The 20,351-nt window shown below is 64.4% G+C and carries 20 protein-coding genes; 5 read left to right on the top strand and 15 right to left on the bottom strand.

The genetic code is table 11. The annotated features are described in order from the left end of the window. Positions 1 to 16 precede the first annotated feature (16 nt). The 6 genes from hutG to yiaY all read right to left on the bottom strand — a co-directional run bounded on the left by hutG (position 17) and on the right by yiaY (position 7,391). Positions 17 to 820, bottom strand: coding sequence for an N-formylglutamate deformylase (gene hutG / locus F474_RS06230; protein WP_097083420.1), 804 nt, complete (start codon positions 818 to 820; stop codon positions 17 to 19). Further along, positions 813 to 2,018: an imidazolonepropionase gene (hutI, locus tag F474_RS06225; protein WP_097083421.1), complete on the bottom strand. Its 1,206-nt coding sequence runs from the start codon at positions 2,016 to 2,018 to the stop codon at positions 813 to 815. The genes hutG and hutI overlap by 8 nt, the downstream gene beginning before the upstream one ends. Next, positions 2,015 to 3,427 carry a cytosine permease gene (locus F474_RS06220; protein WP_097083422.1) on the bottom strand — a complete coding sequence of 471 codons (1,413 nt, stop codon included), beginning with the start codon at positions 3,425 to 3,427 and terminating at the stop codon, positions 2,015 to 2,017. Before F474_RS06220 ends, hutI begins: the two co-directional genes overlap by 4 nt. 110 nt (positions 3,428 to 3,537) lie before the next feature. Then, a complete protein-coding gene (gene hutU, locus F474_RS06215) occupies positions 3,538 to 5,214 on the bottom strand; it encodes a urocanate hydratase (protein ID WP_097083423.1) in 1,677 nt (558 codons plus the stop codon). 292 nt (positions 5,215 to 5,506) lie between these two features. After that, a complete protein-coding gene (locus tag F474_RS22905; RefSeq protein ID WP_305881859.1) occupies positions 5,507 to 6,148 on the bottom strand; it encodes a CatB-related O-acetyltransferase in 642 nt (213 codons plus the stop codon). A 94-nt stretch (positions 6,149 to 6,242) separates the two neighbouring features. After that, positions 6,243 to 7,391: an L-threonine dehydrogenase gene (yiaY, locus tag F474_RS06205; RefSeq protein ID WP_097083424.1), complete on the bottom strand. Its 1,149-nt coding sequence runs from the start codon at positions 7,389 to 7,391 to the stop codon at positions 6,243 to 6,245. A gap of 293 nt (positions 7,392 to 7,684) precedes the next feature. Between yiaY and F474_RS06200 the strand changes: the two genes are divergently transcribed. The 3 genes from F474_RS06200 to F474_RS06190 are packed head-to-tail and all read left to right on the top strand — an operon-like array spanning position 7,685 to position 10,279. Then, the gene (locus F474_RS06200) at positions 7,685 to 8,542 is read left to right on the top strand and encodes a MetQ/NlpA family ABC transporter substrate-binding protein (RefSeq protein WP_097083425.1); all 858 of its coding nucleotides are present in this window, start codon (positions 7,685 to 7,687) and stop codon (positions 8,540 to 8,542) included. Continuing rightward, on the top strand, positions 8,539 to 9,633 hold the full coding sequence (locus tag F474_RS06195) for a methionine ABC transporter ATP-binding protein (RefSeq protein WP_097083426.1): 1,095 nt from the start codon (positions 8,539 to 8,541) through the stop codon (positions 9,631 to 9,633). Before F474_RS06200 ends, F474_RS06195 begins: the two co-directional genes overlap by 4 nt. Then, positions 9,626 to 10,279, top strand: coding sequence for a methionine ABC transporter permease (locus tag F474_RS06190; RefSeq protein WP_097083427.1), 654 nt, complete (start codon positions 9,626 to 9,628; stop codon positions 10,277 to 10,279). The genes F474_RS06195 and F474_RS06190 overlap by 8 nt, the downstream gene beginning before the upstream one ends. Here F474_RS06190 and F474_RS06185 read toward each other — a convergent pair. The 8 genes from F474_RS06185 to F474_RS06150 form a co-directional block, all read right to left on the bottom strand. Further along, positions 10,266 to 10,841, bottom strand: a complete 576-nt coding sequence (locus F474_RS06185; RefSeq protein ID WP_165830269.1) for a TetR/AcrR family transcriptional regulator — start codon at positions 10,839 to 10,841, stop codon at positions 10,266 to 10,268. The two genes, F474_RS06190 and F474_RS06185, sit on opposite strands and share 14 nt — an antisense overlap. 295 nt (positions 10,842 to 11,136) lie before the next feature. After that, positions 11,137 to 11,688, bottom strand: a complete 552-nt coding sequence (locus F474_RS06180) for a sarcosine oxidase (protein ID WP_097083429.1) — start codon at positions 11,686 to 11,688, stop codon at positions 11,137 to 11,139. 2 nt (positions 11,689 to 11,690) lie between these two features. After that, positions 11,691 to 14,588: a 2Fe-2S iron-sulfur cluster-binding protein gene (locus F474_RS06175; RefSeq protein ID WP_097083430.1), complete on the bottom strand. Its 2,898-nt coding sequence runs from the start codon at positions 14,586 to 14,588 to the stop codon at positions 11,691 to 11,693. Then, positions 14,585 to 14,884, bottom strand: a complete 300-nt coding sequence (locus F474_RS06170; RefSeq protein WP_097083431.1) for a sarcosine oxidase subunit delta — start codon at positions 14,882 to 14,884, stop codon at positions 14,585 to 14,587. Before F474_RS06170 ends, F474_RS06175 begins: the two co-directional genes overlap by 4 nt. A gap of 13 nt (positions 14,885 to 14,897) precedes the next feature. Further along, positions 14,898 to 16,136 (bottom strand): FAD-dependent oxidoreductase, encoded by a 1,239-nt coding sequence (locus F474_RS06165; protein WP_097083432.1) that lies wholly within the window; start codon positions 16,134 to 16,136, stop codon positions 14,898 to 14,900. Then, positions 16,118 to 17,011 (bottom strand): bifunctional methylenetetrahydrofolate dehydrogenase/methenyltetrahydrofolate cyclohydrolase FolD, encoded by an 894-nt coding sequence (gene folD, locus F474_RS06160; RefSeq protein ID WP_097083433.1) that lies wholly within the window; start codon positions 17,009 to 17,011, stop codon positions 16,118 to 16,120. Before folD ends, F474_RS06165 begins: the two co-directional genes overlap by 19 nt. Further along, positions 17,008 to 17,874, bottom strand: coding sequence for a formyltetrahydrofolate deformylase (purU, locus tag F474_RS06155; RefSeq protein ID WP_097083434.1), 867 nt, complete (start codon positions 17,872 to 17,874; stop codon positions 17,008 to 17,010). The genes folD and purU overlap by 4 nt, the downstream gene beginning before the upstream one ends. A gap of 272 nt (positions 17,875 to 18,146) precedes the next feature. After that, the gene (locus F474_RS06150) at positions 18,147 to 18,404 is read right to left on the bottom strand and encodes a DUF465 domain-containing protein (protein ID WP_097083435.1); all 258 of its coding nucleotides are present in this window, start codon (positions 18,402 to 18,404) and stop codon (positions 18,147 to 18,149) included. A gap of 155 nt (positions 18,405 to 18,559) precedes the next feature. On the opposite strand from F474_RS06150, the gene F474_RS06145 reads away from it, so the two are divergent. Both F474_RS06145 and F474_RS06140 read left to right on the top strand, forming a co-directional pair. Then, positions 18,560 to 18,925, top strand: coding sequence for a 5-carboxymethyl-2-hydroxymuconate Delta-isomerase (locus F474_RS06145; RefSeq protein WP_097083436.1), 366 nt, complete (start codon positions 18,560 to 18,562; stop codon positions 18,923 to 18,925). A gap of 10 nt (positions 18,926 to 18,935) precedes the next feature. Continuing rightward, positions 18,936 to 19,493, top strand: coding sequence for a hypothetical protein (locus F474_RS06140; protein WP_097083437.1), 558 nt, complete (start codon positions 18,936 to 18,938; stop codon positions 19,491 to 19,493). Here the strand turns inward: F474_RS06140 and cobF are convergent, their stop codons facing one another. Beyond that, positions 19,494 to 20,252 (bottom strand): precorrin-6A synthase (deacetylating), encoded by a 759-nt coding sequence (gene cobF, locus F474_RS06135; RefSeq protein ID WP_097083438.1) that lies wholly within the window; start codon positions 20,250 to 20,252, stop codon positions 19,494 to 19,496. Between the last annotated feature and the right edge of the window lie 99 nt (positions 20,253 to 20,351).

The following is a 20,351-nucleotide window of genomic DNA, read 5'->3' as shown; positions in this document are numbered from 1 at the left end:
CGGGGCAGTGGCGTGATCACCGCCCGTAACGCTCCCGGCCCCACGCCAGGGTGGTTTCCAGTAATCGTCGCAGCACGGCCTGGGTCGGCGCGGCCAAGTCCTTGCGGTAGCTGAACGGTGGCGCTTCGTCCATGTAGGTGCGCTGCGCCAGCTCCAGTTGCACGGCATGAACGTGTTCGCCTGGTACGCCGTACTGGCGGGTAATGTAACCCCCTTTGAAACGGCCGTTGAACACGTAGGTCAGCCCCTGTTGGTCGGCCGCCACGGCCTTGAGCCGGCCGGCCAGTTCCGGATCGCAGCTGGCGCCTTCGAACGTGCCGAAATTCAAGTCCGGCAGTTGCCCTTCGAACAGCCGCGGCACCCGCGAGCAAATCGAGTGAGCATCCCACAGCAAGGCGTAACCGAACGTCTCGCGCAGGCGCTTCAGCTCTTGCACCAGGGCGTGGTGGTAAGGCTGCCAGATCTCTGACAATGCCTGCTGGCGGGCCTCGGCCCCCGGCGCCTTGCCTTTCTGAAACAGCGGGCTGCCGTCGAACAGCACCTCGGTGAACAGCCCCGTGGTAGCGCCACTGTAGAGCGGCACATCATCGGCTGGCCGGTTCAGGTCCACCACATAGCGAGAATAGGTGGCTTCCAGGCAACTGGCGCCCAGCTCGGTGGCCATGCCGTACAGCTGCGGAATGTGCCAGTCGGTGTCTGGCAGGGCGTGGCCAGCAGCAACCAGGCCGCGCTCGACCGCCGGGGTCAGGCGCGTGCCGGGGTGCGGCATGCTGATCAGAAGCGGCACGCGGCCTTTGGTGAAACGCAGGGCATCAGACATGGGCGAGCTCCTTGCCATGGCGGAAAATGCGGGTATGAAGTTGCCCGCCGAGCCAATAGGCGAGCTCGGCTGGGCGGTTGATGTCCCAAGCCACGAAGTCGGCGTACTTGCCTGCCTCCAGGCTGCCGTAGTGGTCGGCCAGGCCGAGCGCCCGTGCGGCATGGAGAGTGGCGCCAGCAAGCGCCTCCTGGGGTGTAAGGCCGAACAGGGTGCAGCCCAGGTTCAGCATCAGCCGCAGCGACAGCACGGGCGAGGTGCCGGGGTTGGCATCGGTCGCCAACGCGATGGGCACGCCGCGGGCACGCAAGGAGGCCACCGGCGGCAGCTTCGTCTCCCGCAAGGTCAAGAAGGCCCCCGGCAGCAGCACGGCAACCGTGCCTGCTTCTGCCATGGCTTCTACATCTTCCTCGACCAGGTATTCCAGATGGTCAGCCGACAGCGCGCCATACCGGGCTGCGAGGGCCGCACCGTGCTGCACCGACAACTGCTCGGCATGCAGCTTCACCGGCAGGCCAAGGCGGGTCGCGGCTTGGAAGATTCGTTCCACCTGCGCGGGTGAAAACGCCAGGTGTTCGCAGAAGGCATCAACGGCGTCGACCAACCCCTCGGTGGCCAATTGCGGCAGCCAGTCTTCGCAGATTGCGGCGATGTAATCATCCGGCCGCCCGGCGAACTCCGGGGGCAGGGCATGCGCTGCCAGGCAAGTGGTGCGTACCGTGACCGGCAACACTTCGCCCAGGCGCCGGGCTACCCGCAACATCTTGCGTTCGCTGGCCAGGTCCAGGCCGTAGCCGGATTTCACCTCCAGCACGGTGACGCCCTCGGCCAATAGCGGCCTCGCCCGGCGCAAGGCGCTTTCGAGCAGCTCAGCCTCGCTCGCGGCCCGCGTCGCACGCACGCTGCTGGCGATACCGCCACCGGCGGCGGCGATCTGCGCGTAGCTCACACCTTGCAGGCGCTGTTCGAACTCGCCGCTGCGATCACCCCCGAAAACCAGATGAGTGTGGCAGTCGATCAGGCCGGGCGTCACCCAGGCCCCGGCCAGATCATGCCGCTCGCTGATGGGGGTGCTTGGCAACTCGGCCAGGGGGCCGACCCAGTGCAGGCGTTCGCCGTCGACCAGTAACGCAGCATTCTCGACGATGCTGTAGGCACCGCCAGCCATCGTGGCGGCGTGGCAGTTGTACCAGAGTTTCATTGAGTGCCCTCGTCAGGGTAGTGAATCGGCTGCGCCACGCGGCGCCTGGCGAGCAGCCAGTAAAGCAGCGCCGGCAGCACCAGTCCGATGATCCAGGAGATGTCGACGCCGCCCAGCACGGCCACCAGTGGCCCGGTGAAAAGCTTGGTCGACAGGAACGGCAGCTGCACCAGCACACCGAATGCATAGACGGCCAGCCCGGTTCGGTTCCAGCGGCCGTAGCGGCCATTGGGGTCGGCCAGCGCCTGGAGGTCGCAGCGATCATGGGAGATGCCGTAGTAATGGACCAGGTTGATCGCGCTCCACGGCGTGAAAAAGGTCAGCAGGAAAAGAATGAACGACTTGAACGCAAGCAGGAACGCGCCTTGCCCCAGCAGTGCGATCAGCGTAGCGGTGCCGACGATGCCGAGCACGAACAGCAGCCGCTGCCGCGGGCTGACCCTGAGCTCGCCGCCAAAGCCGCTGATCAGGGTCGCGATGCACATGAAGCTGCCGTAGGAATTGAGCGTAGAGATGGTCACCTTGCCGAAGGCGATGGAGAAATACAGCAGCGCTGCGGCCGCGCCAGTGCCCCCCAAGCCGACAATGAAGGCCACCTCGTGGCCCATGAATTGCCCACCGGCCATGGCCGCGGCGAATACCCCGAGAATCATCGCCGCCTGCGCACCCAGCACTGACCCAGCGCCCACTGCCAGGAACGTCTTGATCGATGAAGTGCCGGCGGGCAGGTAGCGCGAGTAGTCCGCAACGTAGGGGCCGTAGGCGATCTGCCAGGAGGCGGCCAGCGATACGGCCAACAGGAAGCCGCTCCAGCTGAAGTGGCGAATCTGCAACAGTGCCGGTACATCCCCAGTGCTCAATACGCGGCTGAACAGATAACAGAAAGCGATGACTCCGAGCACGCTAGCGACCCGCCCCAGCAGGTGAATGGCTCGATACCCCAGCACGGTCACGCCTACGATGACGGCAGCGAACAGCAGGATGCCGGCGCTGTGGCTCACCCCGAACAACTGCCCCAGCGCCTGCCCGGACAGCACTGTGCCGGTGGCCGTGAAACCCAGGTACATCAGGCATACCAGCACCAGGGGTATGGCCGCGCCCTGCACACCGAACTGCACGCGGCTGGAGATCATCTGTGGCAGGCCCAGCTGTGGCCCTTGCGCAGCATGCAACGCCATCACCGCGCCGCCCAGCAGTTGCCCCAGCAGCAGGCCCCAGAGCGACCAGTAGACATCCCCGCCCAGCACCACGGCGAGGGCACCGGTGACAATGGCGGTGATCTGCAGGTTGGCGCCGAGCCACAGCGTAAACTGGCTATACAGCCGCCCATGGCGCTCGGCCTGGGGAATGTAATCGATCGAGCGCTGCTCGATCAGGAGGGAGCGGGGCGAAGCGGGGGAGTCGGACATAGGTCACCTGCACCAGGGCGAACCCCCGCGCTTGGTCGATCACGGGGGGAGGGCCGGCAAACGCAGCAGGCGCCGTCAGGCGAAACACCGCCGCGCGTAAGGCATTGGGCTCAACGGCCGGTAATCATCGGCAGGTTCAGGCCCTGCTCGCGGGCACACTCGATGGCGATGTCGTAGCCGGCGTCGGCATGGCGCATCACCCCGGTGGCGGGGTCGTTGGTCAACACGCGGGCGATGCGTTCGGCAGCCTCGTCGGTCCCATCGCACACGATCACCATGCCCGAATGCTGCGAGAAACCCATGCCAACGCCGCCGCCGTGGTGCAGCGACACCCAGGTCGCACCGCTGGCGGTATTGAGCAAGGCATTGAGCAGCGGCCAATCGGAAACGGCATCGGAGCCGTCGCGCATGGCTTCGGTCTCGCGGTTGGGGCTCGCTACCGAACCGGAGTCCAGGTGGTCACGGCCGATCACGATAGGTGCGCTCAGCTCGCCGGTGCGCACCATCTCGTTGAAGGCCAGGCCCAGCTTGGCACGCAGGCCCAGGCCCACCCAGCAGATACGCGCCGGCAGGCCCTGGAAGGCGATGCGCTCACGGGCCATGTCCAGCCAGTTGTGCAGGTGCGCATCGTCGGGGATCAGCTCCTTGACCTTGGCGTCGGTGCGGTAGATATCTTCGGCCTCGCCGGAAAGGGCGGCCCAGCGGAAGGGCCCGATGCCTCGGCAGAACAACGGTCGAATGTAGGCGGGCACGAAGCCAGGGAAGTTGAAGGCATCGGTAACGCCTTCGTCCTTGGCCATTTGGCGAATGTTATTGCCGTAATCAAAGGTGGGCACGCCCTGGCGCTGGAAGTCGAGCATGGCGCGCACGTGCTCGGCCATCGAGGCCTTGGCCGCCTTCACCACCGCTGCGGGCTCGCTCAGGGCACGGGCGCGGTACTCTTCCCAACTCCAGCCGGCGGGCAGGTAGCCGTTGAGCGGGTCGTGGGCGCTGGTCTGGTCGGTGACCATGTCCGGGCGCACGCCACGGCGCACCAGCTCAGGCAGCACCTGTGCGGCGTTGCCCAACAGCGCGATGGACACCGCACGGCCTTCGGCGGTGTACTTATCCAGGCGCGCCAAGGCGTCGTCCAGGTCTTTGGCCTGCTCGTCGACATAGCGGGTTTTCAGGCGGAAATCGATGCGGCTCTGCTGGCATTCGATGTTCAGCGAACAGGCGCCAGCCAGGGTGGCCGCCAGTGGCTGCGCCCCGCCCATGCCGCCCAGCCCCGCAGTTAGCACCCAACGCCCGCGCAGGTTGCCTTCATAGTGCTGGCGGCCTGCCTCGACGAAGGTTTCGTACGTGCCCTGCACAATGCCCTGGCTGCCGATGTAGATCCAGCTGCCTGCCGTCATCTGGCCGTACATGGCCAAGCCTTTGGCGTCCAGCTCGTTGAAGTGTTCCCAGGTGGCCCAGTGTGGCACCAGGTTGGAGTTGGCAATCAGTACGCGGGGGGCATTGCTGTGGGTTTTGAAAACCCCCACCGGTTTGCCTGATTGCACCAGTAGGGTTTCGTCATCGCCCAATGCCTTGAGGCTGGCAACGATGGCGTCATAGCACTCCCAATTGCGCGCCGCCCGGCCAATACCGCCATACACCACTAGCGCTTCGGGGTTTTCCGCAACCTCAGGGTCGAGGTTGTTCATCAGCATCCGCAAAGGCGCTTCTGTGAGCCAGCTTCTGGCGTTGAGCTGCGTGCCGCGTGGCGAGCGGATGGTAATGGAGCGATGGCGAGTGGCGTCGGTCATGGCGAATCCTGCGGGCGGTGGTTTGTATGACAGATCATGTATATACAAGTATAGATAGAAAAGCCAGCCGCCACGAAGGAAAAACCAGGGGCGCGATCTATTAAGCCGGAAGCAGCCGGCGCTGCGCCCAAGCGTCGGCGCCAGAGCGCACCCTCTACGTGGAACTGGGATACCGCCGATTGTCAGCGATGACTTGGCTGTTCAGGGGCCGGCACCTGCAGTGAGCAGAACCTTCGCCGCTGCCAGGCGACTGAGCCGGCAGCCACTGCGTGCCGTGGCTGGGCAGGGGCGCTTAAGGTTGCGTAGTTGAACCCATTGGGCGCTCGGCCAGATAGCGGGCGAAGCCTTCGAAATCATTCGAGCACAGCAGTGGGGCGACAGTGCGTATCTCGTCCAGAGGCCACTGCCACCACTGTGCAGTCTGGAGCAACTCACGCTGATCCTGCTCAAAGCGCCAGCGAATATGCCGGGCGGGTACGCCGCCGACGATTTCGTAGGGGGCAACGTCTCGGCTGACGACCGCGCCCGCTGCGATGACTGCGCCATCGCCTACGGTAACGCCCGAGAGAATCGAGACGTTGCTGCAAATCCAGCAATCGTTGCCGATCGTCACATCCCCATGCGTGCCGCCGAAGTCGGTGATATGCGCCATTTCGTCCATCTTGGCCGGGAAGGGGTAGCAGCTGATCCAATCGGTACGGTGGTGGCCGCCCAGGTAGATCTGAACGCCCCCTGCAATGGAGGTGTAGGCCCCGACCTTGAGTGTGGCGCCTTCATGCCAGTCATGCACCGTGGGGTTGCCGTAGGTCCCCGTGCCGAAGCTATAAGAGGGGTAGGTGTCACGCAAGCGCTGTGTCGCCCGCTCGATTTTGGGCAGGGCGCGGATGCGCTTGCGATCGGCGCGAGCGCGCAGCTTTGCGAATATACCGAACACCGGCTAGTCCTCGAAATGGATAGGCCGGTGACTATAAAGCTGCAAGCTGCAAGCTCCAAGCCACAAATCGACGGCTTGCAGCTTGCACCTCAGGTCACATCGCTGCGCGGAAAATCTCCTCGATTTCTGCCTGGGTGGCCTGGCGCGGGTTGGTGAAGCCGCAGGCGTCCTTCATCGCGTTGGCGGCCAGGGTTGGGATGTCATCGGCCTTGGTGCCCAGCTCCTCCAGGCCGGCCGGGATGCCGATGTCCTTGGACAACGTGCGGATAGCGGCGATGGCGGCCTCGGCGCCCTGGGCGTCGCTCATGCCGCTGGTATTTACGCCCATGGCGGTGGCGACGTCCTTCAGGCGGCTGGCCGCGACGTTGGCATTGAAGGCCTCGACGTGGGGCAGCAGCACCGCGTTGCACACCCCGTGCGGCAGGTCATAGAAGCCGCCCAGTTGGTGGGCCATGGCGTGTACATAGCCCAGGGAGGCATTGTTGAAGGCCATGCCGGCAAGAAACTGTGCGTAGGCCATGTTCTCACGGGCAGGCATGTCCTGGCCCTGAGCCACGGCGGTGCGCAGGTTCGCCGAAATCAGTGACACAGCCTTCAGTGCGCAGGCGTCGGTGATCGGCGTAGCCGCTGTGGAGACATATGCCTCGACGGCGTGAGTCAATGCGTCCATACCCGTGGCCGCCGTCAGCCCCTTGGGCATGGCGGCCATCAGCGAAGGGTCGTTGACCGAAAGCAGCGGGGTAACGTTGCGGTCGACGATGGCCATTTTCACGTGCCGGGCTTCATCGGTGATGATGCAGAAGCGGGTCATTTCGCTGGCGGTGCCGGCAGTGGTGTTGATCGCGATCAGCGGCATTTGCGCCTTGGCCGAGCGGTCCACGCCTTCGTAGTCGCTAATGTGCCCACCGTTGGCTGCGCACAGGGCGATGCCCTTGGCGCAGTCATGGGGCGAGCCGCCGCCGAGCGAAATGATGAAGTCAGCCTTGCATTCCCGCAGTTTGGCCAGGCCCGCTTCGACGTTGGCCACGGTCGGGTTGGGCTTGGCGCCGTCGAACAGGGTGGCGTTGATGTCCTGCTGGGTCAGCAGGCCTGCGACCTTGGCCGCCACCCCCGCCTTGGCAAGGCCCGCGTCGGTCACGATCAAGGCGTGGCGCAAACCGTACTTGCGGATGGCGACCACGGCTTCGTCCAGGCTGCCGGTGCCCATCATGTTCACGGAAGGAATGAAAAAGGTGCTGCTCATGGTTGGGGTTCCTCTTGTTATTTTTAGTTGGCCAGTTCAGGCCAAGGCAGGGTGACTCACTTGAGGTATCGCCAGATGGTGCGAGCAGAACGCAGGGAATAACATCGTACTTTCGGGCTGAGGCAGGCGGTACTTTGGCGGGGCAGGGCGCCAGTTCACGGGTGCGCAAAGCAACCATATAGTTATAAAAAAATCATATTTATTTATTTTTCGTTATTCCGATAGGGTGGGTTCATTCTTCGACCGGGCACCCGGAGAGGCTTGCAGACTTAAACCTTTCCGGAGTGCATACCATGGGTTTCAAACTACTACGTTCGTTGAGCGCGCTCGTGCTGGCCGGCCTGCTCGGCCAAGCGCATGCAGCCGCGCTTGCAGCCGCACCTGCGGCCGCAACTATTCGCATCGGCATCAACGACAGCCCGCAAAATGCCGCGTTGGAAGTGGCTGCCAGCAAGGCTCGGGCGCAGGGCATCGATGTAGAGCTGATTTCGTTCTCCGATTGGAACACCCCCAACCTTGCGCTGAACAACGGTGACCTTGACCTGAACTACTTCCAGCACCAGCCTTTCCTGGAAAATGCCATTGCCCAGAACGGTTTCAAGTTGGTGCCCATCGGCGTTGGGGTCGAGAACAAAGTGGGGCTGTATTCGAAGAAAATCACCGCATTCGACCAACTCAAAGACGGCGCCACCGTGGCGGTGGCCGACGACCCGGTCAACCAGGGCCGTGGGCTTGCACTCTACCAACGGGCCGGGCTGATTACCCTGCGCGAAGGCGCCGAGCCCAAGGCGAGCCTTCAGGACATCACCGCCAACCCGCGCCACCTGAAATTCATCGAGCTGCCCGGCCCGCAGTTGGCGAGGGTGCTGGACGATGTCGACCTGGTGCAGAGCTATCCCTCGCACCTGCTCGCCGCCGGCAGCTACGACCCTAACAAGGCGCTGCTGTTTAGCCAGGATGACGCCAACGGCCACCTCTACGCGCTGCGTTTCGTGACCACGCCGGACAAAGCCAACGAGCCTGCGCTGCAACGCTTTATCGCCATCTTCCAGAATGACCCCGATGTGCGCGACGCCATCGCCAAGGCTTACGGCAGCCCCAACCTCTATGCACTCGGCTGGTTGCCTACGCAGAAGGAGGCCGCGCGATGAGCCAGGTCATTTCTCTATACCCGGCGCCGGCGCCTGCCGCTGAGCCCCCTGCCGTGCCACCCCGCGCCGAACACATTCGCTTGCAGGGCGTACGCAAGGCCTATGGCACCGCCACAGGCCCTGTCGAGGCGCTGCGCGGCATCGATCTGAGCATCGGCAAGGGCGAGATCTTCGGCATCATCGGGCGCAGCGGCGCAGGTAAGTCGAGCCTGATCCGCACCCTCAACCGCCTTGAAGAGGTGAGCGCCGGCCAAGTGCTGATCGATGGCCAGGACATCGGCGCACTCAGCACCGCACAGCTGGTTCAGTTGCGGCGGCGCATCGGCATGATCTTCCAGCATTTCAACCTGCTGGCTTCGCAAACGGTGCTTGAGAACCTCGCACTGCCGCTCAAGGCGGCCGGCGTGGGCCGGGCGGTGATCGAGCAGCGGGCTCGCGAGTTGCTCAAACTGGTGGGGCTGGAAGGTAAAGAACACGCCTACCCCTCGCGTTTGTCTGGTGGGCAAAAACAGCGCGTGGGCATCGCCCGTGCGTTGATGCTCGAACCAAGCCTTCTGCTGTGCGATGAAGCCACCAGCGCGCTCGACCCGGAAACCACCCAGTCGATTCTTGCGCTGCTCAAGCACATCAACGGTGCGCTGGGCCTGACCATCGTGCTGATCACCCACGAGATGGCGGTCATACGCCAGGTGTGCGATCGCGTGGCGGTGCTGGAGCAGGGCCAGGTCGTGGAGCAGGGGCCGGTATGGCAGATATTCGGCCAGCCCGCGAGCCAGACCACCCGCGCCTTGCTCGCGCCGCTGGCGACCCAGGTGCCGCCTGACATTGCCCAGCGCCTGGCCAGTGACAACGGCCAGCGTGCGCTGATCGAGCTGACTTTCGATGGCCAGTCGGCCCGTGAACCGGACCTCGCGGCCATCGCCCAGCACCTGGGCGGTCCGGTGTCGCTGTTACACGGCGGTATCGAACGCATTCAGGGCCGTGCCCAGGGCCGGCTGTTGCTGGCGGCATCGCCGGCGCCGGGGCGGCTGGAGACGTTTCTCAGGCAGCAAGGGCTGTTCAGCCAGGCACGGGTGGCCGGCCATGTCTGAGTTCATGCTCAAGGCGCTGTACAAGGCCTTTCTCGATACCCTGACCATGGTCAGCCTTTCGGCGGTGATCGTCTGGTTCGCGGGCATTGCGCTGGGCATGGTGCTGGTGACTACCGCCCGGGGCGCCATCTTCAGCGCGCCCACCTTGAACCGAGTGCTGGGCGCAATCATCAATGGTTTTCGCGCCACGCCGTTCATCATCCTGCTGGTGGCACTGATTCCGCTCACCCGCCTGCTGGTCGGCACCACCATCGGTGTGTGGGCAGCGGTGGTACCGATCACGCTCAGCGCCACCCCGTTCTTCGCGCGGGTTGCCGAGGTGAGCCTGCGAGAGGTCAACCCAGGTGTGATCGAGGCAGCGCAGGCGCTGGGCTGCGAGCGCCGGCATATCCTGTTTCGGGTGCTTTTGCCCGAGGCACTGCCCGGGATCATCGGCGGTTTCACCCTCACCCTGGTGGCGATGATCGGCGCCTCGGCCATGGCGGGTGCCATTGGCGCTGGCGGTTTGGGCGACCTGGCGATCCGCTACGGCTACCAGCGTTATGACACCGCGGTCATGTTCAGTGTCATCGCCATCCTGGTCGTGCTGGTCTGTGCAATCCAGGCCCTGGGCGACCGCTGGGTAGGCCGCCTCAAGGCGCGGTAACGGCCGACGGGGCGGTCGCGAGCAGGGCCCTGATAGCCATCAGGGCTTGTTCCAGGGGCTGGCCTTGCACGCCGATGTCGAACAGGTTGCGCGCCCCTTCGATCACCATCAGGCATTGCAGCGCCAGCGGCTGAGGGTCCCTGAAGCCGTAGCCATCCAACAACTGGGCGAGCAGGCCCAGCAACGCTTGCTTATGTTCGTAGGCGGCGATGTGGATAGGATGCTGCTTGTCGATGTACACCAGTGCAGCCGTGCCGAACAGGCAGCCCCGCACCGGCGCCTCGACGAAGTTCTGGCTGTACCAGGCCAGCAGCTGTTCGAGGTGCGCGTTCACGTCGCCAGGCCTCTGGCCTGCGCCTGCGCGCAGCTCGTTGAAGATATTCTCGTGATATTCGCGTAGCACCGCTTCGATCAAGTCTTCCTTGGAGGGGAAGTACTTGTAGAGGGTCATTTTGCTCACGCTGGCTTCCCGCAGGATCCAGTCAATACCCACCGACTGAAGGCCGTGATGCAGGAACAGGTCCAGGGCCGTGGTGACCAACCGCTTGCGCGCAACAGACATAAGAAGTTTCCAGGAGTGACCGCACATTTGCCTGGGCAAATGAATAATGGCGCCAATGCACTGACGTCTGCCGAGGCTATAAGCATGCTGAGCAAGCTGTCAATTTTTGCGTGATTTCTGCCATCACTCAGTCAAGTATTTGCGCACAGAAGCGGTAGCGTGCGCACATACACTGCGTCATCTTCCTGCGGGCAGTCTTCGCTGCAAATCGGCTTACGTACTTGCTGTGCGACCCACCCCAGCTGCGCAGGTTCCGAACTGGCCGCCGGCCGAGTGAAGGCCAGCGGCCGTCCCCTCAGGCCAGCGGCGCCAGCACTCCGCCGAATTCGCCGAGCGCATCGAGCACCACCCCTAGAAAATACGCATGCGAACAGCGGTCGAATAAAAGCTCGAAACAGGGCGCACTGGCGCTGCCGGTGTTGATTACGATGGCGCTGAGCCGTGCCACTTGGGTCTGCGCAACCTGCCCTGGAGGGAATGCCTGGGCGCGCAGATCGACGCCGCACAGCTTTGCCATTACTTCGCTGATGCGCGGGCCGTGCAATTGCAGCCAGGCGTGGCTGTCGTGGCGGGGCAGCAGGTAGTTGGGCTGGTGGTCCAGCTCCCAACGGGCCTCTTCATCGGCAAGGCGCTGGCCGTCGTCGGCGGCGCTGCCCAGCAGGAAGTATTCAGCCTGTGAGAGCCGCGCGACCAGGCTGCCGTCGGCCTGGCGCAGCGCCTGGTTGGGGCTGCCCGGTAATTCGAAGCCACGGGCGCGCAAGTGGTCGGCACTTGCTGCGCCGCGAAAGCCCACGCGTGGGCGGTCGGTCAAGTCGAGCACGAAGTGCTCTGCAGTCAGGCGGGTCATGCTCAGAGCTCCTGGCGCTGATTGTCGGGGTCGAAAAACGGCAGTTTCACTACGCGGGCCTGCACCATCCGCCCCCCTTCCACGCGGATTGGGATCTGCCCCCCGGGGGTTGCCTGGGCCGCGCTGGCGTAGGCCAGCCCGATGATCTGGCCGAGCTGAGGCGAGTACTCGCACGACGTGACGTTACCGCTGATGTCGGCACCCTCGAGCACCAGGTGGCCCTCCAACGGTCGTTCGCTGCCAAGGGGCAAGGTGAAACCCACCAGCTTGCGCTTGAGCGGTTGGCGCTCGAGGATTTCCACCGAGCGCTTGCCGACGAAGAAGGGTTTCTTGCGGCCGATTGCCCATTGCATGTCGATCTCGCCAGGGTGGGTCATGCCGTCGGTGTCCTGGCTGATGATCACGTGGCCTTTTTCGAGGCGCAGTAACCGCTGGGTTTCCACGCCGAAGGGCCGAATGCCGAACTCGGCCCCGGCATCCATCAATGCGTCCCATAGCACACCGGCATGCCGCGCCGGCACATGCAGCTCGTAGCCGAGTTCGCCGACAAAACCCACACGTAGCAGGCGCGCCTTCACCCCGGCCACGGTGCCCTGGCGCACGGCCAGGTAGGGAAAGCCATCGGCACTAAGGTCCAGGTCGCTGCACAGCTTGGCCAGCACTTTGCGCGCCTGAGGCCCTGCCAGGTTCACCGCTGCCAGGGCGGCGGTGACGTTGGCGATGTCCACGTCAAGCCGCCACTGCGCGTTCCACTTGAGCATCTGTTGGTAGATGCGGTCCACGCCGCCGGTGGTAGCGGTGACGTAAAAGTGGTGGTCGGCGAAGCGCGCGCACACACCATCGTCGATCACCACACCGTGCTCGTTGGTCATCAGCGCGTAGCGCGAGCGGCCCACGGGCTGCTTGGCGAAATTGAAGGTGTAGAGGCGCTCCAGCAGTTCGGCGGCATCCGGGCCGCGCACGTCCAGGCCGCCGAGGGTCGACACGTCGATCAGGCCGACCTGCTGGCGCACCGCCTGGGCCTCAGCCTGCATGCAGGCGTCCCGCTCGCCGGCCTTGCCGTAATAGGCCGGGCGCTGCCAGGCACCGGCCGGCATCATCTTCGCCCCCAGAGCGACATGGCGGCTATGCAGGGCGGTATGGCGGTAGGGGTCGAAGGCCCGGCCGGCCACATGGGCGAGCTTTTCGGGCGCGAACGGCGGGCGGGCGGTGGTCACGCCGGTTTCGCTGACGCTGCGTTGGGTGGCCCAGGCCACCAGGCGCGCGGTAGGCAACGCCGAATGGCGGCCCTGCGAGGGGCCCATGCCCACGGTAGAGAAGCGTTTGACCAGCTGCACGTCGCGGTAGCCGCTGCGCGTCGCGTTGACAATATCGCGCACCTGAAGGTCTTCGTCGAAGTCGACGAAATCCTTGCCCTTGGGGTGCGGGAAGATCGGCCACGGGAAGTTGCAACCCGGCTCGCGGGCCAAGCTCGCCGGCCTTAGCGAACAGGGCAGCTCAAGTGCCTGCAGCGCCTGCAATGCCGCATTAAGGCCGTCGGCCAGTACGTTGTCGAGCTGCTGCACGCCTCTGGTCGAGCCTGCGATGCGCAGGACCGGCGGCAGGCCGCTGACGGTAAACCCTGCGCTGGCATCGTCATAGGCCAGCTTGCCGCCGGCCTGGCACAGCAACTGATACACCGGCATGTAGCCAGCCGACATGCACAGCAGGTCGCAGCCGATAGTTTCACCGGCGCCGGCCACCTGGCCCTGGCCTTCGATGCGCCGGATGTCCACACCTGTAACCCGTTTGCCCCCTTTGCCGTGCAGCGCTTCGTACACAGTGCTGTTGAGCTTGATGTCGATACCCGCACGGCTTGCCGCTGCGGCCAAGGCTGGGTCGTCGGCCTGTGGCCGCATGTCCACCAGCGCAGCGACCTGCACGCCTTGTTCGTGAAGGTCCAGGGCGGCCAGGTAGCCGTCATCGTTGCCAGTGAGCACCACCGCGCGCTCGCCCGGCTTGACGGCATACAGGCGCATCAGGCGTTGCGCGGCGCTGGTGAGCATCACCCCCGGGAGGTCATTGTTGCGAAACACCACAGGCTGATCGAAGGCGCCGCAGGCGGCAATGCACTGGCGTGCGCGCACTTTGTACATGCGTTTGTGCTGGATCACCGGCACATAGTTATCGGCGAACCAGCCATTGGCAGTGGCTTCGCTGAGCACGCGGATGTTGGCGTGGGCCTGCACCTGCGTGATCAGTTGCGTGCGCAGGGCCTGGGCACGTTGCCCTTGAAGGTCGAAGCGCGCGTAGGTGAGCGCGCCGCCCAGCAGCCGATTCTCGTCCACCAGCAGCACCTGCGCGCCAGCATCGGCCGCCGTCAGCGCCGCCTGCAGGCCAGCAGGGCCGGCACCGATGACCAGCAGGTCGGCGAACAGGTAGGCCTTGTCGTAGTACTCGGGTGTGAAGCTCAGGTCGAGCACGCCCAGGCCGGCCTTCTTGCGAATCAACGGCTCCCAGCGCTTCCATGCACCCTGCGGCTTGTAGAAGGCGCGATAATAGAAGCCCACAGGCATGAACCGAGAGAATTTGCCGAGGTAGGCGTCTTTGTCGTACGCCAGCGTCCCGTTGCAGTTCTGCGCGCTGGCGCTCAGGCCTTCGCTCACGGGCAAGGTGTCGGCCAGCACGTTCGGCTCCCGGGGCAGTTGCACCAGGCTGTTGGCGTCTTGCCCGGCCAGGGTGAGCACGCCCCGGGGGCGGTGGTATTTGAACGAGCGCGACAGCAGCGGCTGGCCAGCGGCATACAACGCGCTGGCCAGAGTGTCGCCCTGCAGGCCTTGGTAGGTGACGCCCTCGAAGGTGAAACCCAGGGTTTGCGTACGGTCGATCAACAATCCCATCGGTGCAGGCAGGCGGCTCATTGGGCGGCCTCCGCACGAGGGGCGAAGCTGATGCGCGCCTGAAACACCTCGCGCGGGTCGAAGGTGCGAATCACCTCGTCGGTCACGGTATGGCGCTCAGCCAGGAACCAGTAGCTCGAGGGGGTGTGCATCCACCATTCGGTGACGATCCCCGCCTCGTTGGCAGTATTGAACACGTAGTCGGCCCACTCGGCATCGCTGCAGGTGGCGGGGTCGGGCATGTGCCTGAACTCTCCGCCGTAGGTGAATTCACTGATATTGCGTGGCCCGTTCAGCGGGCAGGTCAGAATCTTCATGCTGTGCTCCGCGTCAGTGGCTAGCGGCTGTGGCGCCCATCTCGTTCACCTGCACGAAGCGCGAGAAGCGCTCCAGGGCGAAGGGGGCGATCAGTTCGGGGGTTTTGCCGGTGGCGACCATCTCGGCCATGGTTTTGCCGACGATGGGCGTGGCTTTGAAGCCCCAGGTGCCCCAGCCGGCGTCCAGGTAGTAGTTCTTCACCGGCGACAGGCCCATGATCGGGCTGTAGTCCGGCGTCATGTCGGTGATCCCCGCCCACTGGCGCATAAGCCTGGCGTTGGCCAGGAACGGGAACATCTCGATGGCGTGGGCCAGCAGGCTTTCTTTCAAGTCAAGAGTGGAGCGTGTGTTGTACAGCGGGTAGGGGTCGGAGCCGCCGCCGAACACCACTTCGCCACGGCTGGTCTGCTGCACGTAGCAATGCAGCGCCGAAGAACTCACCAGCGGGTCGAGGAACGGCTTGAACGGCTGGGTCACCATCGCCTGTAACGGGTAGGTATGGATCGGTGCGCGGATGCCGGCTTTCTTCAGCAGCAGCGAGCTGGTGCCGGCCACTGCCTGCACGGCGCAGCCGCAGCGCACGGTGCCACGGTTGGTCTTGATCGCGGTAATGGCACCGTTCTCGATCACCAGGTCCTGCACTTCGGTGAGCGAATGGATCTCCACCCCACGCTTGGCCGCTTCCTTGGCATAGCCCCAGGCCACGGCATCGTGGCGGGCGGTGCCGCCGCTCATGTGCCAGAGCCCAGCCAGCACCGGCAGGTGGCCTGGGTCCAGGTTCAGGGTGGGCACCAGTTCACGGATTTGCTGCCGGTCGATCATCTCGGTGCGGCCACCAAAGTGTTTGTTCACCTCGGCCCGCTGGCGGAAGGCACGCACGGTAGCATCGGTATGGGCAAGGGTGAGCTGGCCGCGCTCGGAATACATGACGTTGAAGTCGAACTCGTTCGAGAGGTTTTCGAACAGCTTCACTGACTCGATGTAGAACTTCACCCCTTCGCTGGTGAGGTAGTTGGAGCGAATCACCGCCGTATTGCGGGCGGTATTGCCGCCACCGATGTAGGCTTTTTCCAGCACGGCCACATTGGTGATGCCGTGGTATTTGGCCAGGTAATAGGCGATGCCCAAGCCATGGCCGCCGGCGCCGATGATCACCACGTCGTAGCTGGGCTTGAGCGCCTTGGGTGGCGGCAGGTCGACCGGGCCAGGGTAGTCGTTGGAGAAGCCGTATTTCAGGAGATTGAAAGGCATGCGGCCTCCTTCGGGGCGCGGCTTTGCTGGCGCGCGGCGCAAACGGTGTTGTGCATCAGAAAGGCGATGGTCATGGGGCCGACGCCACCGGGCACCGGGGTGATGGCGCTGGCCACGCCACTGGCCGAAGCGAAATCCACATCGCCCACCAGGCGCGAGCGGCCCTGGCAGTCGATGCGGTTGATGCCAACGTCTATCACCACCGCGCCTGGCTTGAGCCAGTTGGCATCGATCATGCGCGGGCGGCCTACCGCCGCGACGACGATGTCGGCCTGGCGGCATAACTGGGCGGCGCCCTGGCTATGGCTGTGCAGTACGGTCACGCTGCAATCGGCTTGCAGCAGCAGCGCCGCCATCGGCTTGCCAACGATATTGGAACGGCCGATCACCACCGCATGTTTGCCACGCAGCTCGCCCAGTGCTTCGGTCAGCAGGTGCAGGCAACCGGTGGGGGTGCAGGGGGTGAGCACATCGCGGCCTTGGTGCAGGCCGCCGACGTTCTCGGCATGAAAGCCGTCCACGTCCTTGGCCGGGGCAATGGCTTGCAGCGCGCGGGCTTGCTCTATGTGCGCCGGCAGCGGCAGTTGCAGGAGGATGCCGTGTACGTCCGCAGCCTGGTTGAGGCTGTGGATCAGCCCGAGTAACGTCGATTCGGCCGTGCTGGCGGGCAGCCGGTGCTCCAGCGAGCGGATGCCGCATTCGCCCGCGCGCAGCACCTTGTTGCGCACGTACACTTCGCTGGCCGGGTCGTCGCCCACCAGGACCACCGCCAGCGTGGGCTGCACGCCGGCCTGATTCAACTGCACCACCTCGGCGCTCACCTGTTCGAGCACCCGCGCGGCAGCGGCCTTGCCGTCTATGACTGCCGCGCTCATTTGAACACCACCGTGCGGTCGTGGTTGAGAAACACGCGGTGTTGCAGGTGGAATTTCACCGCGCGCGACAACGCGATGGTTTCGGTATCGCGGCCGATGGCGACCAACTCGTCGGGTTGGGAGCTGTGGTCCACGCGCTGCACTTCCTGCTCGATGATCGGCCCCTCATCCAGGTCGCAGGTGACGTAGTGCGCCGTGGCACCGATCAGCTTCACGCCCCGCTCCCAGGCCTGGTGGTAAGGCTTGGCGCCTTTGAACCCCGGCAGAAACGAGTGATGGATGTTGATCGCACGGCCAGCCAGGTGACGGCACAGGTCGTCGGAGAGGATCTGCATGTAGCGCGCCAGCACAACCAGCTCGGAACCGGTTTCCTCAACCAGCTGCACCAGCGCCGCTTCCTGGGCGGGCTTATTGTCTTTGTTCACCGGTAGGTAGACGAAACGGATGCCTTCACGCTCGGCCATCGGTCGCAGGTCCAGATGGTTGGAGACGATCGCGGTGATGACCATGGCCATCTCACCCTTGCCGTGCCGGTACAGCAGGTCACGCAGGCAATGGTCGAACTTGCTCACCATCAGCATCACGCGCATCGGCTGGCTTGAGTCGAACAGCTCCCAGTGCATGCCGAAGTGCGCCGCGACATCGCAGAAGCCTGCCTTGAGCGCACTCAGATCGCCTTGGGTGCCATCGTTGAAGCGGAACACCGCGCGCATGAAGAAAGTGCCATGGGCTTCATCGTCGAACTGCGCCATTTCACCGATATAGCAACCGGCGTTGGCGAGGTAGGAGGTGACGGCGGCGACGATGCCAGAGGTGGCAGGGCAGCTGATCTTGAGAATGTACTCGGGGTGCGGCTGTGGCATGGGGGCTCCTCGGTCGGCGACGGGCAGGTCATCACCGGGGCGTCTTCAGGGGGTGAAATGAACGGTCAGGAAACAATAAAAATCTTTGGAAGAATAATTTATTCCTGTGGGTGCTTTTATAGGGGAGCAGCAGGGGCGCTGTCTACGCCTTTTGAAATAAAAATTCCTGTCAGGAAAGCAACCGGACGAAAGGCGCACCCAGATGGGCTCTGATTGCGGAAGGAGAGAGCTGAGGGGGGAGGCGCCGGGGCTGGGAGCTCCGGCGCGAGGGGTCAGAACTGGCTGGCGGCGCCGCGGCTGTTGGGGTAGTCCAACTGCTGGGTGATACGGTCTTTGACCAGCAGGCGTTTTTCCTTGAGCTTGCGGACCACGTCATCGGCGGCAGCCTGCTGTTCGGCCTCCACCACCTGGCTGTCGATGTCCTGGTAATCACTGAGCAGCTTGGCCAGCTTCGGGTCGTCGCCGCTGCGCTGCAATACGCTTTCTTTGCTCACTCCCAGGTCTTCGAACAGATCGTGCTTGACGGGCATGTCGTCACCTCTTTGGCTCGTGGAAAATCTCAGGATAGCCCTGATTACTGGGTTCGACCGCGCACCCCGGCGGGTTCGTTCCCGCGCTATTGTGTATGCTTGACCGCCGGTAGCCCCACGCCGCCGCCCGACCTCGCCCGACCAAGGAGCCCTGCATGCCGCATGTGCATCTGGAATACACCGCAAACCTGCCCGACATCGCCCCGGACAAACTGCTGCTGCGCCTGAACCATGCGCTGATGGCCAGCGGTGAGTTCGCCCACGAAGTGGATATCAAGGCGCGCGCTACGCGCCTGGAAACCTTCCGGGTCGGTACCGCGCTTGCCGAACGCGGGTTTGTGTTCGTACGCCTGGCGATTCTGGCCGGGCGCTCGGCCGAAACCAAGAAGCGGCTGTCCGACAGCATCATGGATGTGTTGCGCGAAGCCGGCCCATGGCCGGCAGGGCTGGACGTGCAACTGGGCGCCGAAATCGCCGACATGGACCGCGACAGTTACGGCAAAGTCCGGTTTGCAGGCTGAGGAGCGCACGATGCGACGGTTATTCCTGGGCCTGGCCTGCCTGGCATTGAGCGGTGCTGCGCTCGCGTTCACACCTGCGCCCTTGACGCCCTGGCAAGCTCAGCGGGTCGATGGCATGGACGCCCTTGACCCTTCTCAGCCTTACGCCAACGAAGACCTGGGCTTTACCCTGGCCACCCTGCCGGGGCCGGTGTACCAAGGCAACGGCACCGACGACGGCGTGCTGGTACTGCTGGGCGATAAACGCACCCTGACCTTCACCGCAGCCTACGCCGTCGACGACACCTCGACTCGCGAAGCGATGACCACCGAACTGGCCTATGGCACCCACGCCAACGATGCACGGCGTGAGCCCGCCACCTTGGGCGGTGAGAAGGCCGAGCAGGCACAATGGCGCGACGGCGACGACCTTGCTCTGTTGCTGGTGCGTTATCGCCCGGACGGCGATGATAGCGGCGTGATCTACAGCGCGTTGCTGCACACCACGCCTGAGCATCAGCAGGAGGACGTGCAGGCGTTCCAGGCGCTGCTCAAGGGGTTTCGCACCGTGGCGCTGCCGCACAACTGATCAGGCACGTACCCGACGCAGCAGGTAGGTGTCCATGATCCAGCCGTGCCGCTCGCGCAGGGCGCGGCGCTCCCTTGCAATGCGCGGCCCCACGTCGGCGAGCGGCCCGGCTATCAGTGCCTGCTGTGGCAAACCAAGGTAGGCCCCCCAGAAGATGTGAAGGCCTGGCGTGTTCAAACTCAGGAAGCTGTTATGGGCATCCAGCAAAACCACGATGCTTTCAGCGTCTGCGGGCAGGCCCAGTGCCAGGCGGCGGCCGGTGGTCAACACCACGCTGCCAGCGATCTCGTTCAGGGCGACCCTGTGCGCGGCAGCCAGCGCCTGTACGCTGGTGATGCCAGGTATCACTTGGTAATCCAGCGCGACACGCCCCGCCTCGGCGATGCATTGGGCGATGCGCAGGCTGCTGTCGTACAGGGCCGGGTCGCCCCATACAAGCAAAGCGGCGGTTTCGCCCTCGTTCACTTGTTCGCGCAGCAGCTGTTCCAGTAGCGCCTGTTTGCCGGCGTTCAATTCGGCTACCGAGGCCCGGTAATCCGCCTTCGGTTCCCGCTGCGGATGCAGCGCCTCGGCCAGCCGGTAGGTGCCCGGCGGCACATGCGCGGCCAGCAGCGCCTGGCGGCTGGCGAGCAGCTGCGCCTTGGCCGGGCCTTTGTCCAGGAGCAGAAACACATCGGCCCGCCGCAGTGCCTCCACGGCCTGAAGGGTGAGGTGCTCGGGTGCGCCGGCACCGATGCCGATGAGCAGAAGGGTTTTCATGAAGTGGGTGGCCGTTTCGAGGTTGGCAGCTGCAGAGCTTAGGCCATACGCGACGCGCAGACCTTCACGTCAGCGAATTCAACCGGGCTGAGGCACTGC

This window comes from Pseudomonas sp. URIL14HWK12:I12 (genome assembly GCF_003097135.1).
Taxonomy (GTDB): domain Bacteria; phylum Pseudomonadota; class Gammaproteobacteria; order Pseudomonadales; family Pseudomonadaceae; genus Aquipseudomonas.
Note: the sequence above shows the minus strand (reverse complement) of the source record. Positions and strands in the feature narration are given on the sequence as shown.